Below are 20,997 nucleotides of genomic sequence, written 5' to 3' on the forward strand. Positions count from 1 at the left end.
AATCTTCCCTATTACTTCTTCGATTTAAATTGCTTCATATTTTCAATAAACTGATCAAACAGCGGCGCAACATCATGCGGACCTGGGCTTGCTTCAGGATGACCTTGGAAACTAAACGCGGACTTATCTGTTCTTTGGATACCTTGTAAAGAACCATCAAACAACGAATAGTGCGTCGCTTCTATGTTGTCAGGCAATGTATCTGAATCTACCGCAAAACCGTGGTTTTGTGAGGTAATCATCACTTTTTTCGTTTTAATATCCTGAACAGGATGATTCGCACCATGATGACCAAATTTCATTTTTACCGTTTTTGCACCAGATGCTAATGCCAATAACTGATGCCCTAAGCAAATACCGAAAACTGGAATATCCGTTTCAAGCACTTTCTGAATTGCTTCAATTGCATAATCACACGGTTCTGGATCCCCTGGTCCATTTGATAAGAACACGCCATCAGGATTCATTGCTAAAACATCTTCTGCTGGTGTTTTTGCCGGTACTACAATCAGTTCGCAGCCTCTTTCAACCAACATACGTAAAATATTGCGTTTAACACCATAATCAAAAGCGACAACCTTATACATCGGCTTTTCATTTGGAATTGGATGACCCTCACCCAACTTCCAAGTACCTTCTGTCCACTGATAGCTTTCGGCAGTTGTAACTTCTTTTGCCAAGTCCAACCCTTTCAAACCGGAAAATGCTTTTGCATCGGCAACGGCTGCATCAGCATCGATATCATCACCAGTTACAACAACACCTGACTGCGCACCTTTAGCTCTTAGCAAACGGGTTAATTTTCGCGTATCAATATCCGTAATCGCTACAACATTTTGTTCTTTAAGGTACTCAGGAAGTGACTTTTCAGCTCTAAAGTTACTCATTAAAGCAGGACAATCTTTCACAATTAAGCCCTGAGCCATAATAGCTGGAGATTCTTCGTCTTCTCTATTAACGCCTACATTCCCAATGTGTGGATAAGTCAAAGTAACAATTTGTTTGAAATAGGAAGGATCCGTAAGGATTTCTTGGTAACCAGTCAAAGAAGTATTAAAAACCACTTCTCCAACGGTTTTTCCTTCTGCACCGAGAGAGGTGCCCCAGAAAAGAGTGCCATCTTCTAAAGCCAGTAAAGCTTGTGTCATATTTTTTTCCGCCGCCAGTAAAAGGTTATGCACCAAAAATTAACGTTTAGCGTTGTGAACTGCACATATAAAAAAACGGAGCCAGTCCCTTATGGAACTCACTCCGTTTCTTAATGGATAAATGACACTTGCACGCCATCTTCAATATTCACCCCGTAAAACTGCTAAAGCGTTAATTTTAGCTATAAATTTGATTGGGTGAATTTTACTTGATTAAAGATTGGGTGTCTAGACACAACTGAACGATGTTTGAAAGTTTTTCTCGTTTTTCAATAACATAGAAACAAAAAAGCCACACTAAAAATTAGTGTGGCTTTGAGATATGGTGCCGACATCAAGACTTGAACTTGAAACCTACTGATTACAAATCAGTTGCACTACCAATTGTGCTATGTCGGCTGATGCGGCGTATTATAAGTTCAAAATGCGTGATGTCAACAATTTTTTAGAAACTTTCGGCAACTTTCAACATTCCAATTAATGTCAAGTCTTCTACGTAAGAAAACGACTTATCTAACAAAGGTTCAATACTTAAAAAATCACCGCCAGTGCCAATACAATCGAACTTACGACCTGTTTCATTTTCAAGATCTCTAATCACTGCATTGATATAACTTCCAGCCATATACAAAGTGCCACCTAAAATCGCATTCTCTGTATTAGTCGCCATGAGTTTTAGTTCTTTTTGTTCAGTTGGCTCATCATAGCAATCCAATCCAGCGGTGTTTAATGATAGAGAACGGCGCATTAAAGATAACCCCGGCACAATAAAGCCACCTAAATGCTTTGTATCAATCACAGCGTCAATTGTCATTGCTGTACCAACACTAACAATCATGACTGGGTTTGAAGCATCTATGCTTGCACCCAAAATAGACATCCAGCGATCAACACCAAGAAGGTTAAATTGGTCATAACCGCTTTTAATACCACAGCAACTTGGCTGAGATGTAAGTTCTGTTGGGTAACACTTAAACGATTGTTTAATCTGCTCAATTAATAAAGCAGTTTTATCTGCAGATGCCACAGAACAAAAATAGATATTTGTAACTTGTTCTAAATTATTTAGCTGTAGAACTTCTAGGAATTGTCCATCTTCAATTAAGGATTTATCTACTGCACCTAAAAATTCATAACTATTATTAACAACACAAGCTGCCTTGAGCCTAGAGTTTCCTAATTCAAAAAAGATTTTCATATTATTTTTCTTATTGATACTTGTCCGGTCATGAAAGACTTTAGTTCACCATCAATCTGAACCTGAGGTTGAAAAAAATTATTAAGCCCATAATACCGACCTTTCACATGTTCACCCTTATCTTCAACAATGACTAATTCACCTGGAGAAAAGTAATCAACATCCCGCCAATCACTAATAATTTTTTTAGCTACTTCTGTTTCTTCAGACATAAAAAAAGTGATTAGTTCATTGCCGAATTCAGTTAAAAAATGATAAATATCAAGCTCTTTTACAAAGCCATACAATGAATCATTTGGGGCGCTTAAGTTTATACCAAGCCCGAAGACGACATACATTCTTTTATCTGCTTTTACTAATTCTATCAAGCACCCTGCGGCCTTCAGTCCATTAGCATAGATATCGTTAGGCCATTTTACTTGATAATTGCCTTGTGAATACTTTGACAGCAACCGATGGAGAATCAATGCTACAGGTACACTTTTCAGCAACAACTTATCCAATGGATAATCAACTGAAAAGGTAAACGAACAAGTTAAAGGAGAAAGAGCTTTATCAGCATTCCAACTACGTTCACGTTGCCCATAGCCTGCTGTCTGCTCATCGGCGATACAAAATGTAGGTTTCTTAATTTTTCCTTGAGTAATTTCATCCTTTAAATATCGACTTGTCGAATCAATCGATGAAAAATGAAAGACATCAAAAGGGAATTCTGTGCCTAAGGCATTTGGATCAAAATGCATAAATAAACCCGAAATCACTGTATCAGTAATACTTTGACATGCTTGGACAAAAAGTTACAAGCAAAAAAAAACCACTCATAAGAGTGGTTTTCAGAATATAAGCTTGGAGATGACCTACTCTCACATGGCACCTGCCACACTACCATCGGCGCTGAGACGTTTCACTACTGAGTTCGGAATGGGATCAGGTGGTTCCATCTCGCTATGGTCCCCAAGCAATTTGGTTATGTAAGCTGATGTTTTACCATCAACTCACTGAATTTGGATCAATCTTTATTAAGAGCATATTGTTCTACAACACATGTATCTTTCATTGCGTCATTTCTCTAGCTACTCAAGCTCAAACATGCCTTCAAAAGTCACTTTTGAGTTGTATAGTTAAGCCTCACGGGTAATTAGTACTGGTTAGCTTCATACATTACTGCACTTCCACATCCAGCCTATCAACGTCATAGTCTTTAACGGCCCTTTAGAAGACTTAAAGTCTAGGGAGAACTTATCTTGAGGCGGGTTTCCCGCTTAGATGCTTTCAGCGGTTATCCCTTCCGATCATAGCTACCCTGCAATGCCTCTGGCGAGACAACAGGAACACCAGCGGATCGTCCACTCCGGTCCTCTCGTACTAGGAGCAGCCCCTCTCAATTCTCCAACGCCCACGGCAGATAGGGACCGAACTGTCTCACGACGTTCTAAACCCAGCTCGCGTACCACTTTAAATGGCGAACAGCCATACCCTTGGGACCGACTTCAGCCCCAGGATGTGATGAGCCGACATCGAGGTGCCAAACACCGCCGTCGATATGAACTCTTGGGCGGTATCAGCCTGTTATCCCCGGAGTACCTTTTATCCGTTGAGCGATGGCCCTTCCACACAGAACCACCGGATCACTAGAACCTGCTTTCGCACCTGCTCGACGTGTCAGTCTCGCAGTCAAGCACCCTTTTACTCTTGCGCTCATTGCACGATGTCCGACCGTGCTGAGGGTACCTTCGCGCTCCTCCGTTACTCTTTAGGAGGAGACCGCCCCAGTCAAACTACCCACCATACACTGTCCCTGACCAGGATTCACTGGCCTAGGTTAGAACCTCAATAATATCAGGGTGGTATTTCAAGATTGGCTCCACAATAACTGGCGTTACTGCTTCAAAGCCTCCCACCTATCCTACACAGATAGTATCAAAGTCCAGTGCAAAGCTATAGTAAAGGTTCACGGGGTCTTTCCGTCTAGCCGCGGGTACGCAGCATCTTAACTGCGAGTTCAATTTCGCTGAGTCTCGGGTGGAGACAGTGTGGCCATCATTACGCCATTCGTGCAGGTCGGAACTTACCCGACAAGGAATTTCGCTACCTTAGGACCGTTATAGTTACGGCCGCCGTTTACCGGGGCTTCGATCAAGAGCTTCGCATAAGCTAACCCCATCAATTAACCTTCCGGCACCGGGCAGGCGTCACACCGTATACGTCATCTTTCGATTTTGCACAGTGCTATGTTTTTAGTAAACAGTTGCAGCCACCTAGTCTCTGCGGCCCACTCGCGTGGGCATACCTTCTCCCGAAGTTACGGTATCATTTTGCCTAGTTCCTTCACCCGAGTTCTCTCAAGCGCCTTGGAATTCTCATCCTGACCACCTGTGTTGGTTTGGGGTACGATTCTTTATTACCTGAAGCTTAGAAGCTTTTCTTGGAAGCATGGCATCAACAACTTCGTCCAAAAGAGGACTCCTCATCACGCCTCAGCATTAAGATCCCGGATTTGCCTAAGATCTCTGCCTAAACGCTTGAACTTGCAACCATCAGCAAGCTTGCCTAGCCTTCTCCGTCCCTCCATCGCAGTAATAAAAAGTATAGGAATATTAACCTATTTCCCATCGACTACGCCTCTCGGCCTCGCCTTAGGGGTCGACTAACCCTACGTCGATTAACGTTGCGTAGGAACCCTTGGTCTTTCGGCGAGGGAGCTTTTCACTCCCTTTATCGCTACTCATGTCAGCATTCGCACTCGTGATACCTCCAGGACACTTTACAATGCCCCTTCGCAGGCTTACACGACGCTCCTCTACCATGCCTTACGGCATCCGCAGCTTCGGTACACTATTTAGCCCCGTTAAATCTTCGGCGCAGGCCGACTCGATCAGTGAGCTATTACGCTTTCTTTAAAGGGTGGCTGCTTCTAAGCCAACCTCCTGACTGTCTAAGCCTTCCCACATCCTTTCCCACTTAATAGTGTTTAGGGACCTTAGCTGGCGGTCTGGGTTGTTTCCCTCTTGACAACGGACGTTAGCACCCGCAGTCTGTCTCCCATGATTGCACTTGTTGGTATTCGGAGTTTGCAATGGGCTGCTAAGCCTTGACGGCCCGCTAGACCATAACAGTGCTCTACCCCCAACAGTGATACATGAGGCTCTACCTAAATAGATTTCGAGGAGAACCAGCTATCTCCGGGCTTGATTAGCCTTTCACTCCGATCCACAGCTCATCCCTGCATTTTTCAACATACGTGGGTTCGGTCCTCCAGTTGGTGTTACCCAACCTTCAACCTGGCCATGGATAGATCGCCCGGTTTCGGGTCTACGCCATGCTACTAATCGCCCATTTAAGACTCGGTTTCCCTTCGGCTCCCCTATTCGGTTAACCTTGCAACATAACGTAAGTCGCTGACCCATTATACAAAAGGTACGCGGTCACACCACGAAGGTGCTCCCACTGCTTGTACGTACACGGTTTCAGGTTCTATTTCACTCCCCTTCCGGGGTTCTTTTCGCCTTTCCCTCACGGTACTGGTTCACTATCGGTCGGTAGAGAGTATTTAGCCTTGGAGGGTGGTCCCCCCATGTTCAGACAGAATTTCACGTGTTCCGTCCTACTCGAATAACACTTAATAAGATTTTGCATACAGGACTATCACCTTGTATCGTCACACTTTCCAGAGTGTTCTGCTATCTTAATAAATGCTTTAGGGCTGGTCCCCGTTCGCTCGCCGCTACTTAGGGAATCTCGGTTGATTTCTTTTCCTCTGGGTACTTAGATGTTTCAGTTCTCCAGGTTTGCCTCCCATAAAGGGATACTCATAAAATGAGTGGGTTTTCCCATTCGGAAATCCACGGATCAAAGCTTGTTTACTAACTCCCCGTGGCTTATCGCAAGTTACTACGTCCTTCATCGCCTTCTACCGCCTAGGCATCCACCGTGTACGCTTAGTCACTTAACTATACAACTCAAAAATAACCTTGACCTTTTGTGTTGCGCCCATCCCTTCAACTCTCTAATAACTTGCTAAAGTTATTAAAAATCCAGAACTTCTTCAATCAAAGCCTAATGAATTGCTTGTAACTAAAAGTTTTTCGCTGACATGTTCTCGCTTGAGTAAACTTTCAAAATTGACTCAATGTAAGATACATTGTTACCTAGATGCCAATGGCTTACGCCATTGACGTCTATTACTATGTATAAATGAGTTGGAGACTCATTTATACTGTTTATGACATGTCGGTGTCATAAACTTCTCTTTGCTTAATATTGAGAATCCGATTACTTTATTGGCAATGCCTTTAAAGCTTTCTTTTTCTCTCAATTAATTTGAGATTGATCCAAATTGTTAAAGAACTTCTTCAGTTATATCGTTACCAATATCACTGCTAATAACTTCTGTTTTTTTAAATTAAAAACAAAAACCATTCACCGGAATATTGGTGGAGCTATGCGGGATCGAACCGCAGACCTCCTGCGTGCAAGGCAGGCGCTCTCCCAGCTGAGCTATAGCCCCAAAGTCATGGTGGGTCTGGGTGGATTTGAACCACCGACCTCACCCTTATCAGGGGTGCGCTCTAACCAACTGAGCTACAGACCCAGGTCTTTTTCTTCTAGTAATACAGAGACAATTTATGTGGAAGCTAACTTAAGCTCGCGGTCACTTTTTTCTTAAAGGAGGTGATCCAGCCGCAGGTTCCCCTACGGCTACCTTGTTACGACTTCACCCCAGTCATGAATCACAAAGTGGTAAGCGCCCTCCCGAAGGTTAGACTACCTACTTCTTTTGCAACCCACTCCCATGGTGTGACGGGCGGTGTGTACAAGGCCCGGGAACGTATTCACCGTGACATTCTGATTCACGATTACTAGCGATTCCGACTTCACGGAGTCGAGTTGCAGACTCCGATCCGGACTACGAAGGGTTTTCTGAGATTTGCGCACTGTCGCCAGTTGGCTGCTCTTTGTACCCCCCATTGTAGCACGTGTGTAGCCCATCCCATAAGGGCCATGATGACTTGACGTCGTCCCCGCCTTCCTCCGGTTTATCACCGGCAGTCTCATTAGAGTTCTCAACTAAATGGTAGCAACTAATGATAAGGGTTGCGCTCGTTGCGGGACTTAACCCAACATCTCACGACACGAGCTGACGACAGCCATGCAGCACCTGTGTTAGAGTTCCCGAAGGCACCAATCTATCTCTAGAAAGTTCTCTACATGTCAAGGGATGGTAAGGTTCTTCGCGTTGCATCGAATTAAACCACATGCTCCACCGCTTGTGCGGGCCCCCGTCAATTCCTTTGAGTTTTAATCTTGCGACCGTACTCCCCAGGCGGTCAACTTATCGCGTTAGCTACGCTACTAATCTTTTTAATAAGACCAACAGCTAGTTGACATCGTTTACGGCGTGGACTACCGGGGTATCTAATCCCGTTCGCTACCCACGCTTTCGCACCTCAGCGTCAGTTTTAAGCCAGGAAGGCGCCTTCGCCACTGATGTTCCTCCAGATATCTACGCATTTCACTGCTACACCTGGAATTCCCCTTCCCTCTCTTAAACTCTAGATTGCCAGTATCGGATGCAATTCCTAGGTTGAGCCCAGGGCTTTCACAACCGACTTAACAGTCCGCCTACGCGCGCTTTACGCCCAGTAATTCCGAATAACGCTTGCACCCTCTGTATTACCGCGGCTGCTGGCACAGAGTTAGCCGGTGCTTCTTCTAATGCTAACGTCACACTAAGCAGTTATTAGCTACTTAGCTTTCCTCACAATTGAAAGTGCTTTACAACCCTCGGGCCTTCTTCACACACGCGGCATGGCTGCATCAAGGTTTCCCTCATTGTGCAATATTCCCCACTGCTGCCTCCCGTAGGAGTCTGGGCCGTGTCTCAGTCCCAGTGTGGCTGATCATCCTCTCAAACCAGCTATAGATCGTCGCCTTGGTAGGCCTTTACCCTACCAACTAGCTAATCTAACTTGGGCTCATCCTTTAGCGATACCTTCCAAGGAGAGGGCACCTTTAATCCGTAGATCACATTCGGTATTAGCATACGTTTCCATATGTTGTCCCCAACTAAAGGGCAGATTCCCAAGCATTACTCACCCGTCCGCCACTCGTCAGCAAGAAAGCAAGCTTTCTTCTGTTACCGTTCGACTTGCATGTGTTAAGCCTGCCGCCAGCGTTCATTCTGAGCCAGGATCAAACTCTTCAGTTTAATCTCTTGACTTGTTTTTTGGTTTGCTTTTCTGCAAATACAAATTAAACACTCGAAATTAACAAGGTACATGTATTATTAAATACCTAAGTATTCAATAATTAACCATATACATAGTTATCGAGATATTTATGATTTTAGTCACCACTTACTTAAGCAGCTCCCACATAAATTATCTCTGTATTACCTGATTTTTAAAGAACTAAGTCTTGCAAAAATATCTTGGACATCCTTGCTAACTTCCGAAGAAAACCTGAGTTGTTGTTCGAAAGAGATGCGTATTTTAAACATTCCCACTGGTTTTGCAAGCCTAATTTTAGAAAAAAGTTATTTTTTTCTACACATTCCAATCCAGAAACTCCAACCTGTTGTTTTTACTGGCTTTCCAACAATGGGTTTTCTTGTGTTGAAGATTGACCTTTTAACTTAATCAAATCAAGATTGAGTCCTTTATCTTTAATAAGAGGTTTATCAAAGCCCCCCGTCACTTCATAACGATAGGTCACCAAGTCTTGATTAACAATCGGCACTGCTTTAAGTAAAGCATAGGCTGCTAAACCTGCAAGAGGCGTTGCAAAACCACTTAACGCGACTAGTGCAGGAATACTTTCACCAATTGCTGGCGTAATTTCGGCCTTAAGAGACATATCTTTTTGAATAAGATTGATTTGTCCAAACACACTTGCTGATGCGGCAGGTGCCTTTAAATGAAGTTTTCGAAGATCAAAGACTCCTCTATCAAATTCTCCTTCACCCGATATAGAGTCATAAACAAGACCTTTATCAGTGACATCTGTCATATCAAGCTTTAACCTTCGTGCTAAAGATTGAAAACTTAGCAACCCAAGTACACGCGCTATACCAGGTTCAGCATTAACAATAACGCCATCCTTTAACGAGAAATCAACCTTGCCTTTTATACTAATTGGTGAATAACAGTCATAAGCACCTGACCAACTCAAGTTCATATTTAAGCGACCATCTTTTCCTTTAAAACCTTTGTGAACACCCAAAAGTTCGGATAACTGCTCTACATTACTAGCTTGAATACCGCCATCTAAATAACTTAAATTCTTTTGTTTATCGTATCGGTACTTGCCGGTTAAAGATGCATGTAATCGGGAAAACTTGGCATTGAGGTCTGATAACACGATCTCTTTATCACTGTCTGACAGTTTAAAACTCAGCTTTGAAATACGCCGCCCATCCAATTGAATATTATTTCCGGTAAAATGGATTTTTGGTAGATTGATAGGATTTTCATGGGCTGCGCAGGTTGGCTCCACATCACTTTTTGACTTAATCTCAGCAGGTGCTTTCTTCTTTAAAACAACAACACTCTTAGGCTTTTCTTTTTTTGCATCACCTAGCTTTAAAAAGGAGAGATTGACATTAAACGCATCCGAATCAGATTTTGTCAAAACTAAAGATGTCTCATCAGCCTTGAGCTTAAAGGCTAAATACCTTTCCTTTTGGCTTGGCCTTTTTACAGAATCCCAGTTCATGAAGACATGATTAAATACATGACCGCCAAGCTTTAGCTTTCCAACATTTAAACTAGATGCTTTCCACAAAACTTTGTCGGAAGGCTTTTCAGAATGTACGGTTTGCGCCAACAAATGATTCCAACCATCAACATCAAACATGTCCACTTGCCCTTGAACACTATAGCCCTTAAAGGGCAATGGAAACCCTTCTGTTTTATCTCCCAAGATCAGTTTCAAATTTTTAGGCGTGGACTTATCCGTATTCCAGTCAGTATAAAAATTTGCGAGCCCACCAATACTCCCTCTAGCCTGCACATTATTTTTTTGAACATTCATATCTAAAATAAAATTAGATTTATGTTTGGAGTCTAATACAAATTGATCAAATGGCGCTGGCATTCGGCTTTTGACATTTGCCATATCACTTCCAATCGCTATTTTTACCGGCTGCTCTTTCTTCAAAGGCACGTTAACTTGTATATGCCAAGGAAAATCCCCTTGCATATATTGATTATCAGGCTGTGCATTCCCACTCGATGAAATAATTACTTGATGCTGATTTGTTTGCACCTCTGCACTCAAGTCACCTGATAAAAAATGGCCTGTAATTGGCTTTTTAGAAGAAACTTTTTTCTCGTTGAATACCAGTTCACCATTCAACTTATTCAACGCTAATTGATCAAATAACGTAGCGTCTACATTATTTAACTGCACCGTTCCATTTACGGACTCAGATTTTTTTGCATAACCGTAAACTGGCACCCAAATCTTTTTTAGATCTACAGAAACATTTCCATGGCTCACTAACTGCGACCCTAAAAACTGTTTTACCCCCAGTTTGGTTGCTAAAGGTGTTTGCTGGATAAAATTAAGAACATCCTGAGCATCGGACTGTGCTTTACCTGCAATGTTCACAGCTATATTTTTGGTGTCAAGCTGATTAATATCAACCCTTATATCAGAAACACCTACATTCATTAGCTGCGCTTTGGGTGAAGATATTTTTAGGTCATAAGGAGTAAATTCAAGCTTTGCGGCAAAATTCTTTACCGCAGGCCAATTCGGTTGGAATTTTAGCTCCGTATTTTTTACGTAAGCCTCTGCTTTAAAGAAACCTGCCCCGTTTTTAAAAGGAAAATCTTTAAACTTGCCTTTAAAGTGAGCAGTACCATGAACATCATCACCCGCTACTAAAGCTTCTTTCAGCCACTTTTCTAAAGGTTTTGACATAATGGAATAGGGTAAATAAGCCTTAACTTTTTTAACCGTACCCGGAACAATGGTTAAATTTGCATCGACGCCACCACCCGACAAACCAGATGCCAATATTGTTGCTGGCATATCATCAACCGTAAATTTAGTTTTTGTTAATTTCCAAACTTTCTCAACACCTACTTTTGTCTCTAAATGAATCGTATTTGGAAAGACAAAACGGATTGGTTCAGATTTAATATATTTGGAGGTTAGTTCAATTGGATCGGCAACCCGGATCTGAACCCTATTTTTTTCTTTATTAAAGCTAAGTCCTTTTATCATTAACCCTGGAATAGCTTCTTGAGGTTCAAGCCTAAAGCTTGGCAATTGGAAGGTTAGTTTAGAGAGAGAGACTTCTTTTAAGTTAAAAACGCCTGCAACTTTCTGAAGTTCCAATTCTTTAAGCTCTTTACCAACTCCTTGATACTCAACGCTATGTAACGCAACATCAAATAAGGGTTTTATTTCATGTAATTTAAACTTTTGCGCACTAAAGGATAAATTTTGGTTTTTTGTTAGACTTAAATAAATAGGAGAAATAGTTTGAATATATTGGTCGTCAAAACGCAATTTTTCGAGCTCAAACATCCAGTCTGCATAACTTCTACCAAAAGAGCTATTGCGTGATTTTAACTTCAAGGTTAAGCCAATACTTTTCGGTAGCAACCGATCATGGGCAGGCCATACTAAATCTTGTACCGTTGCATAAGTTCTTAAATGAGTAAGCTTTCCTTGTTTTAATCTAAAACGTACATCACCAATAAGCTCGCCCGTAGGCAATCTCGCCACAACTTTATCTGATAAAAAATGATAAATATCATGCAAACGAACGGGCTTTAAGATAGAAACAGAACCACTACCTGATTCAGGCAAGCTCCACAAGTTCGTCGCAAAATCGCCTTTGATTTGAAGTTGATTTTCAATTTCTTCATCAGTGACAACCTCAACCAAACCAACAAACGTCCATTTGAGACCAAAAAAAGATTGAAACAACTTAATACCAACACTAAAAGGCTTGGCTTGGTGAAAGGTTAATTTTGTGTCATCAATCTTGATGGACTTCCAGAGCTTTTGTAAGTGCCAATCCTTAACTCTGTCAGAAAAATTTGTGAAATCTTCAGATTGAAGACTAGGCGTTGTCTGGCTTTTTAAATCAGCGGTCAGGCCTGAAATTTCAAGCCTTTGTCCATATTTAAGCTGAGGAACCCAGGGAGAAAACAGGTTAAAATCTCCACTTAGTTTTTGCAACACTAAACGATTAGAGCCATCATCGTACTGCACATCCCTAACATCAAAGTTTACCCCCAGCCAAGTTTGATTTGCACGGATAGAACCTACATGAATTTTAGAATGTGTAACCGACTCTACAAAAGAAATCGCTGTATTAGGCGCATACTGAACCCAGGTAATAAAACCTCTAAAAACAATTAAATAGGCAACAAATATCCCAACTACAAGGAGAGATATTCTGTAAAACCAATCACGCATCTAAAACTACCTACTCATGGTGAGCTAAGACATCACCACATCAAACTGTTCGACAAAATATCCGCTTTCGGCTTGAAAACGAATACTTTTTTGCAAAAAACTTTCAAGCTCTGCCACTCGGGTTGACGCTTCATCCAAAATATAAGACACCACAGACTCCGCTGCAATGACGCGGTATTTTTCAGCATCAAACTGCTTTGCCATACGGGTTATTTCACGGAAGATTTCAAATGAAATCGTCTCAGCCGTTTTAACAGACCCTCTTCCATGACAGACAGCACAAGGTTCACACAAAGTTCGTTCCAAACTCTCTCGGGTGCGCTTACGCGTCATTTCAATCAAACCAAGAGAAGAAATCTCACTCATTGAGGTTTTGACCCGATCTTTCGACAACTCTTTCTGCAAAGAGGCATAAACAGCTTTTTTATGCTCTTCAACATCCATATCAATCAAATCAAGGATAATAATACCGCCCAAATTTCTAAGGCGTAACTGTCTAGCAATGGCTTGCGTTGCCTCTAAATTAGTTCTGAAAATAGTTTCTTCAAGATTTTTATGTCCTACAAAACCACCTGTATTGACATCAATAGTCGTCATGGCTTCTGTCTGATCAATAATCAAATAACCACCTGACTTTAAGTTCACACGCTTTTCTAATGCCTGCTGAACCTCGTCTTCAATACTATAAACATCTAGAATCGGACGCTCACCCTGATAGTGATAGAGTTTATTGGACAGCTCCATCACATAAGATTCCGCAAATTCCTTCATCTTTTTGAAAGTCTCCAAGGAATCGACTCTGATTTCTTCTATGCGTTCACTCGGAATATCTCTTAACAAATGAAGATACAAAGGCAAATCTTCATATACCAATGCAGATACTCTAACTTTTTTTGCTTTTTCTTGAATGACACCCCAGAGTTTTTGCAGATAGATCAAATCTGCGCGCATTTCATGAAAGTCGACACCTTCCGCAACGGTACGAACGATAAAACCACCTTCAGATTCCGTTGTTTCCGGCATAGACTTAATCAATTCTCTTAAACGCTCTCGTTCCTCAGAATCTTCTATTTTTTGCGATACGCCAACCATCTTTTCACTTGGCATATATACAAGCATTCTTGATGGTATAGTAACATTCATGGTCAAGCGTGCGCCTTTAGAACTAATAGGGTCTTTGACCACCTGCACCATCACTTTCTGCCCAGCGTGTAGAAACTTGGTTATGTCTTCACAATCAGGTTCAACCGTTTTCCCTATTGCACTGGGGCAAACATCTGACACATGTAAAAATGCCGTACGCTCAAGCCCTATATTCACAAACGCTGCTTGCATACCAGGTAATACACGGTCTACCTTACCAATATAAATATTACCAACTAACCCTTTCTTATTGGCTCGTTCAACCCAGACTTCTTGTAAAACGCCATTTTCAACCCAAGCCACTCGCGTTTCGTAGGGTGTCACGTTAACCAAAATCTTTTCTTCATTTGACATAATGGTTTTAACTGTATGGTTTTTTATCATCGATTAATCAACTTATTTGCTTGGTTGGTAAAAACTAGATTCCATCAATAACTGATCCAATTCATATAATGGCAACCCCATCACCGCGGAATAACTGCCCTCTATACTTTTGATAAAACGCGCACCCATACCTTGAATGGCATAAGCACCCGCTTTGTCGACAGGTTCACCTGTTTGCCAATAGGCCTGGATTTCAGCATCACTTAACGCCCTAAAAGTAACTTGAGTCTTACTTACATCGGAAAATACGGCACCATCATGCATCACTGCTACGGCCGAAAAGACTTGATGCGTATTATTTGAGAGCTTTCGCAACATTCTATAAGAATCGGTCTCATTTCTTGGCTTTTCAAGCACTTTGCCTTCAAAATAGATGAGCGTATCGCCACCAATGACCCATATATCATCACCCGCTAGCTTATTGTAGCCAGATATGGCTTTTTCTACTGCCATTCTTAATACATAAGATTCTGCAGGTTCACCAGGTAAACCTACCTCTTCAACTGGCGCATTAACTACTTCACAAGTAAGTCCCAGCTGCTTGATAAGCTCAAGTCGCCTTGGCGAATTAGATGACAAAAACAGTTTGTTATGATTTGGTACGATTGAACTCATAAAAACCTTTCCAATAGGAAGCCACCCCACACCCCGATTGCGATAACAAAACTCAATAGTACTGCTGCGGAAGCCTGATCTTTTGCTCGACCAGAAAGCTCATTGTATTCTTCACCTATTCTATCAACCGCCGTTTCTAAAGCTGAATTAAGTAGCTCCACCAGCATAACAAAAACCAGAACACCGAGCAGTATTGCAATATCCCATGCAGTTTTACCTAACCAGAAAGCAACTGGTGTTAACGCAACAAACAACCAAACTTCCTGCCTAAAAGCTTCTTCTTCACGATACGTAGAAACCAAACCATTCAAAGAGTTTTTGCCCGCAAACAAAATTCGTTTGATACCTTTATAAGGGGATTTCACAAAAGAATCCTTTTTACAATTTTCATTAAAGCCAGTAAGATGCGAAATGTCATCTATTCTACCTGTTATAGATGACAAAAAATCGGAGAAAGCATTAATTTACGCAACTCAATTGGCATACTTCATGGACATAATCATTCAAGATCACTCACCTCAGAACCTAGAACACTTATATGAAAATAAATTTCTCTACCAAACGGAAAACTATTCTCTGATGTGTGAGGAAACTGACATTCCCTGGCTGCAATTTATTCCCAATCGCAGTTTGACAGATGTCGATTACGCTGCGAACCTCTATGCTGAAATCTATCGCGTGGCAGAATATCTAAAATCAAAAGGGCTTGCAGAACATTTTAATGTGGCAAAGATAGGTAACAAATTGCCCTATTACCACATCCACTTAGTTTTTAGAAAACCTCAAGACGAGGCTTGGCCTGAAGCCATTTGGTGTAAGGAGAATTTAACGCGCAATTCTGATATGCCACACAAGCTTAAAGAGTTACTTGCCGACTTTTACGCTTAGACCAAACCACCCCAGCCTGGCAGATTTTCACAATTTGTCAGTGTCCTGACTAACTTAACGCTTTTAAAAACACCTGTGCCGAGTGCAGACTCTGCTTGGTGGAAAAATCATCCAGCTGATGACGACAGCTGGTTCCTGTCGCAACAATCAAAGCATCGTCTTGCATCTCTACTGCCGGCAATAAACCCTGCTCCGCAATCTTTTTGGACACGTCATAATGACGATAACCAAACTCACCAGACATGCCGCAACATCCTGAAGCAATACGCTCAACCTCAAGACCCGGAATCAACTGCAATGCTTTAGCAACATCGGCTTCTTTCGCCAAGGATTTTTGATGACAATGCGTATGAACTTTCACCTTTTCCGTCAATGAATGAAAAGGGAGTTCCATTTTTTCGCCCAGTTTTAAAATCGCTTCCTCGAATAATAAAATCTGCCAGGCTGGGGTTGCGCCTTTCAATAAAGCTGGCGCTTCATCCCGCCAAACCAATACTTCTGAAGGCTCAATACCGACCACCCAGTCGTTTTCAGATATTTGTGCTAACTGCCGCTGAATTTTGGTTAACGCCTGCCGAGCTTCATCCAATAGCCCTTGACTAATTAACGCTCTGGGCGAAGCGTCTAAGAAAATCGGTTGCACATCACAGCCTAGCTTTTGCAAAGTAAGAATCGCTGCCTGCCCAACTTCGGCTTCTTGGTATCGACTGTACACATCACACAGTAGCCAAATGCGTTGTTTATTACCTTGAGAAGGATTTAAAGTCTTATACCAGCGACCAAGCTCCATGCTAGACAACTTGGGAAGCTGCCTGCGAATATCCACGTTCATTGACCGCTTTAGCCAACCAAAACGTTGAATCCGGTTATAGAAGCTTGGCAACAGACTGCCGAGTTGCATCAATCGACCATAGTGCTTTAACGCAAAACGTGACAAACTCGCTTTCCCTGTTTGATACAAAACCTCAGCTTTTAGTCGTGCCATATCGACATTGGCCGGGCACTCAGAATGGCAAGCCTTACAGCCAAGACACATTTCCAGCGCATCTTGCAGCTCTTGATTGGATAAGGCTTCTGTTGGGTTCGGTTCGGTCAATGCAAAACGTAATAAATTGCTACGCCCGCGCGTTGAGTAATTTTCTTCTCGAGTCGCTTGATAAGAGGGGCACATGGTTCCTGTCGATTTACGACAAGCGGCTGCACCATTACATTTTTCCACCGCATCCATCAGCGACAAATCCTTAGACCAATCAAAACCTGTTAACAACTGTTGTTGCGGCTGACGATCTGCACGCAAGTTTTGCGTAATCGGCATATCGCCAATAATCACGCCAGGATTGAGCAAGTTATTTGGGTCAAACAAATGCTTTAAATCAACCAAACATTGATAAACCGTTTCACCGACCTGTTCTTTGATATAAGGAGCGCGAATACGCCCATCGCCATGCTCACCGGAAATGGCGCCACGATAAGTTTTAACCAACTTGGCATTGCGAACGGCAATCTCCTGAAAGAGCTGTTTACCCTTTTCCGTCGCCAAATCCAACTCGGGGCGAATATGAATCAAACCAACAGACGCATGACCGTAATAGATGCAACTCACCCCCAAGTCCGCCATCATCAGCTCTACATCTCGATAATAATCTGGCAGTTTATTAACGGGTACAGAAGCATCTTCAATCACCGCAACCGCTTTTTGACGGGTTACTTTCCCCATCAACAGACCTAAACCTGCTTTACGAATACTCCAAACCTTATCACTGTCGTCCGCATCGATAACCGGGGCAGCATAAGCGCCTTTGTCTGCCAACCAAGCCTGACAAATGCGTAAACGAGCGATTAAACTTTCGTGCGAGTCATCAAACAACTCGACTACCAATACGGCCGCAGGGTCATCTTGAATCCAAAAACGATTGGACTGTAATGCTTTGTTGTCTAAAGTGCCTTCCAATGTTGGACGATCAATCAATTCAATTGCCGCAGGATGAAACTGTAAAAACTCGGGCACTACCTGCAAAGCTTCTTGCACCGAATGATAATGCGCACAAATCAACTGCCGATACTTGGGAGCTTCTACCAACCCCAGCCTGGCAGATTTTACAACCGCAAGCGTTCCCTCACTTCCGCAAATAAGGGGGGTTAAATTAAAGGGTTTACCCTGCGGATTAAAAGGTTGGTGGTGTCGGTACAATTCATCTAACGCATAACCGGTATTACGGCGTTTAATACTCGCGTCAGGAAAATTCTCAAGAATAGCATCGCCATGATCTTCAAGCATGGACACAACACCCCGATAAATTTCACCTTCCAAATTATCCAGCGTTTGTTTATGCGCCAACTCCTCTAATGGTAAATCTTCAAACACAGTCTCGGTGCCATCGGACAGAATCACTTCAACCGACTTCACATGTTCACGGGTCGTACCATAAAAAATAGAATAAGAGCCGCAGGAGTTATTGCCAATCATCCCACCAATCATGGCACGATTGGAAGTTGAAGTATCGGGAGCAAAACGAAGACCGTCGGCTTTTACGAAAGCATTCAAATCATCTTGAATCACACCGGGTTCAACAACAATTTCTTTTCTTTCAGGTCGGTAGTCTAGAATTTGCGTTAGGTGTTTGGAAACGTCGATTAAAACTTCTGAACCAATGGCTTGCCCACCGAGAGATGTTCCGCCAGCACGCATGGTCATGGACTGATTACTTGAAAATGCTTGACGACATGCATGAACCAGCTCAGGCAATGATTTAGGCGACAGCCATTTTGTTAGAGGAAATTCAAAGACAGAAGCATCCGTCACTAACTTTGCTGCAGTGTTTTTTTGAGAGGGCATATTCCGGTGATTCAATCGTTACCAAATAAATCACGAGTATACACTTTTTCCACTACATCTTGAATCTCGTCGGCCAGTCTATTGGCGACAATCACATCACTCATTTGTTTGAACTCATTAAGATCAGAGATAACCTTTGAGTTAAAGAAATGCGAGTCTTTCAATACCGGCTCATAGACAACGACCTCAATCCCTTTTGCCTTAATTCGCTTCATCACACCTTGAATCGAAGAGGCACGAAAGTTATCAGACCCTTGCTTCATCACCAACCGATAAATACCGACGACCTTTGGCTGGTTTTTAATAATGTCATAGGCCACAAAATCTTTACGAGTCGTGTTTGCGTCAACAATCGCGTTGATTAAATTGTTCGGCACATATTGATAGTTGGCTAAGAGTTGCTTGGTATCTTTTGGCAGACAATAACCACCATAACCGAATGAAGGGTTATTGTAATGATTGCCAATCCGAGGATCCAAACTCACACCATCGATGATTTGTCTTGAATCCAAACCATGGCTAATCGCAAAAGTATCCAATTCATTGAAGTAAGCAACGCGCATTGCCAAATAGGTATTGGAAAACAGTTTAATCGCTTCAGCTTCTGTCGATGCGGTATATAAAACAGGAATATCGTCTTTAATCGCACCTTGCACAAGCAAACCGGCAAATTGCTGCGCTCGTTCGGAGTCTTCACCGACAATAATCCTTGAAGGATAAAGGTTATCGTAAAGTGCTTTGCCTTCTCTTAAAAATTCTGGAGAAAAGATAATATTGTGCGTCAGGAATTTTTGTTTAATGCGTTCGGTATAACCAACAGGAACCGTGGATTTGATCACCATTACCGCATCAGGATTGATCGCCACAACATCGGCTATAACGCTTTCAACAGAGCTGGTATTGAAAAAATTGGTTTCAGTATCGTAATCGGTCGGGGTAGCGATAATCACATAATCAGCGTTTAAATAGGCCTCTTGCTGATTCAATGTCGCTTGAAAGTTTAATTCTTTTGTGGCGAGAAAGTGCTCGATTTCTTTATCTTCAATCGGGCTTTGTTTGTTATTAAGCATTTGGACTTTTTCAGCCACCACATCCAAAGCCACGACTTCATTGTGCTGCGCCAATAATAACGCATTGGCCAGACCAACATAGCCCGTACCCGCCACCGCAATTTTCATAATCTTCTCAAAATCTACTTAGATATAGAAATACTAAGTCGTCATCATGAAAATTGAATGTTAATTAGATGAAGGAATTATGTCAGTTTAACTAAAGAAAAGTGGTCTATTGCCTGCAAAACTTTTTCAGCTTTTAGAGAAGTCATGCACTTCAATTCATTTGGACAAACATCTTTTGCTTTATAAAGATAGCATGGACAACAATCCAACTGGTCCTCAATCAGTGCAATGTGATCGTGGTTATGGATTGGAAAACATGATATAGGTGGAACCACATTAAACAAACCTATAACATGCGGCTTATTAACAGCTAATGCCATATGGATAAAGCCTGAGTCTGGACCAACGACAAAATCAACATAATGCAAAATCGCTGCCGTTTGAGTCACACTATGTGATTCAACCTCAATATTCGGTAATTGCCAAGACGAAAGAAATACTTTCCCTTGCTCTACTTCGTTTTTACCGACCAGCATAATAGGCTTGATTCCACGAGCAATAACCTGCTTTAACGTTTCTTTCCAGCCTTCGTCTGTCCATTGCCGTTTTGGGTCCGTTGAGAAGGGATTAAACACAAAGAGTTTTTGTTCCGAGTTATGAGATTCAAACCAAGATACGGCATACTGTTTATCTTCTTCAGAAACCCAAACTTCACGATCATAAACGCCCTGTGGAGAAATACCGATAGCTCTTAAATAATCAAACATGTTTTCTGGACGATAACGAGAATGGAATTCTTGATGCATTTGCACCGTCAAAAACCGGCCCGTACCATCATTATCAAATCCAACGCGATTAGGGATACCCGCCAAATAAGCAATCAATGCAGACCTCAAGTTTCCCGTTGCCAAAAATGCTAAGTCAAACCCAGCAGCTTTGATTTTTTTCATTGTCGCCCAACTTTCCGATTTATTGAAAAGCCAAACCTCATCCACATAAGGACAATTCTGCATAATTGGGTAAGTCAGAGAGCCAACCATATTAACAATATAAGCATTTGGAAAGGCACGACGCAGCTCTCTAAAAAATGGCGAACTAAACATCAAACCACCCAGCTGGTCTATGCCATGCACAAAAACCTTAGACACCTGATCAACATCAAAATGACGTTTAATTTTTAACCTCTGATGCGGTTCAAAAAAATCTAAACTTGGCTTAATCACAGACATA

11 protein-coding genes, 3 tRNA genes and 3 rRNA genes are annotated in these 20,997 nt (G+C 42.1%); 1 reads left to right on the plus strand and 16 read right to left on the minus strand.

Translation table 11 applies throughout. The features are described 5' to 3' along the window. Positions 1–11 precede the first annotated feature (11 nt). From carA to N745_RS0108050, 13 genes are all read right to left on the minus strand, one after another. Complete coding sequence (gene carA, locus N745_RS0107990; protein ID WP_024851604.1) at positions 12–1,148, minus strand: glutamine-hydrolyzing carbamoyl-phosphate synthase small subunit; 1,137 nt, start codon at positions 1,146–1,148, stop codon at positions 12–14. A gap of 323 nt (positions 1,149–1,471) precedes the next feature. After that, positions 1,472–1,547: transfer RNA gene (locus tag N745_RS0107995), tRNA-Thr, on the minus strand. Positions 1,548–1,593: 46 nt separating this feature from the next. After that, complete coding sequence (locus N745_RS0108000; RefSeq protein ID WP_024851605.1) at positions 1,594–2,346, minus strand: type III pantothenate kinase; 753 nt, start codon at positions 2,344–2,346, stop codon at positions 1,594–1,596. After that, the gene (locus tag N745_RS0108005) at positions 2,343–3,089 is read right to left on the minus strand and encodes a biotin--[acetyl-CoA-carboxylase] ligase (RefSeq protein ID WP_024851606.1); all 747 of its coding nucleotides are present in this window, start codon (positions 3,087–3,089) and stop codon (positions 2,343–2,345) included. The genes N745_RS0108000 and N745_RS0108005 overlap by 4 nt, the downstream gene beginning before the upstream one ends. Before the next feature lie 101 nt (positions 3,090–3,190). Next, positions 3,191–3,305: ribosomal RNA gene (rrf, locus tag N745_RS0108010) — 5S ribosomal RNA — on the minus strand. Between the two features lie 158 nt (positions 3,306–3,463). Further along, positions 3,464–6,298, minus strand: a 23S ribosomal RNA gene (locus N745_RS0108015). Between the two features lie 479 nt (positions 6,299–6,777). Beyond that, a tRNA-Ala gene (locus tag N745_RS0108020) sits at positions 6,778–6,853 on the minus strand. A gap of 7 nt (positions 6,854–6,860) precedes the next feature. Then, a tRNA-Ile gene (locus N745_RS0108025) sits at positions 6,861–6,937 on the minus strand. A 73-nt stretch (positions 6,938–7,010) separates the two neighbouring features. Continuing rightward, a 16S ribosomal RNA gene (locus N745_RS0108030) occupies positions 7,011–8,554 on the minus strand. Together the 16S, 23S and 5S rRNA genes with 2 tRNA genes alongside form the textbook arrangement of a ribosomal RNA operon. Before the next feature lie 374 nt (positions 8,555–8,928). Next, positions 8,929–12,783, minus strand: coding sequence for a YhdP family phospholipid transporter (locus tag N745_RS0108035; RefSeq protein ID WP_024851607.1), 3,855 nt, complete (start codon positions 12,781–12,783; stop codon positions 8,929–8,931). A gap of 24 nt (positions 12,784–12,807) precedes the next feature. Then, on the minus strand, positions 12,808–14,280 hold the full coding sequence (gene rng, locus N745_RS0108040; RefSeq protein ID WP_024851608.1) for a ribonuclease G: 1,473 nt from the start codon (positions 14,278–14,280) through the stop codon (positions 12,808–12,810). Positions 14,281–14,322: 42 nt separating this feature from the next. Beyond that, positions 14,323–14,925, minus strand: a complete 603-nt coding sequence (locus N745_RS0108045) for a Maf family protein (RefSeq protein WP_024851609.1) — start codon at positions 14,923–14,925, stop codon at positions 14,323–14,325. Then, complete coding sequence (locus N745_RS0108050) at positions 14,922–15,290, minus strand: diacylglycerol kinase (protein ID WP_024851610.1); 369 nt, start codon at positions 15,288–15,290, stop codon at positions 14,922–14,924. The genes N745_RS0108045 and N745_RS0108050 overlap by 4 nt, the downstream gene beginning before the upstream one ends. A 46-nt stretch (positions 15,291–15,336) precedes the next feature. Here N745_RS0108050 and N745_RS0108055 point away from each other — a divergent pair, with 46 nt between their 5' ends. Beyond that, positions 15,337–15,813, plus strand: coding sequence for a hypothetical protein (locus tag N745_RS0108055; RefSeq protein WP_211239101.1), 477 nt, complete (start codon positions 15,337–15,339; stop codon positions 15,811–15,813). A 49-nt stretch (positions 15,814–15,862) separates the two neighbouring features. Here N745_RS0108055 and N745_RS0108060 read toward each other — a convergent pair whose 3' ends face one another. The 3 genes from N745_RS0108060 to N745_RS0108070 all read right to left on the minus strand — a co-directional run bounded on the left by N745_RS0108060 (position 15,863) and on the right by N745_RS0108070 (position 20,996). Then, complete coding sequence (locus N745_RS0108060) at positions 15,863–18,649, minus strand: FAD-binding and (Fe-S)-binding domain-containing protein (RefSeq protein ID WP_024851612.1); 2,787 nt, start codon at positions 18,647–18,649, stop codon at positions 15,863–15,865. 11 nt (positions 18,650–18,660) lie between these two features. Then, positions 18,661–19,827, minus strand: coding sequence for a nucleotide sugar dehydrogenase (locus N745_RS0108065; protein WP_024851613.1), 1,167 nt, complete (start codon positions 19,825–19,827; stop codon positions 18,661–18,663). 77 nt (positions 19,828–19,904) lie between these two features. Next, positions 19,905–20,996 (minus strand): glycosyltransferase family 9 protein, encoded by a 1,092-nt coding sequence (locus N745_RS0108070; protein ID WP_024851614.1) that lies wholly within the window; start codon positions 20,994–20,996, stop codon positions 19,905–19,907. Position 20,997 lies beyond the last annotated feature (1 nt).

It is taken from the genome of Hydrogenovibrio kuenenii DSM 12350 (genome assembly GCF_000526715.1).
GTDB classification, from domain to species: Bacteria; Pseudomonadota; Gammaproteobacteria; order Thiomicrospirales; family Thiomicrospiraceae; genus Hydrogenovibrio; species Hydrogenovibrio kuenenii.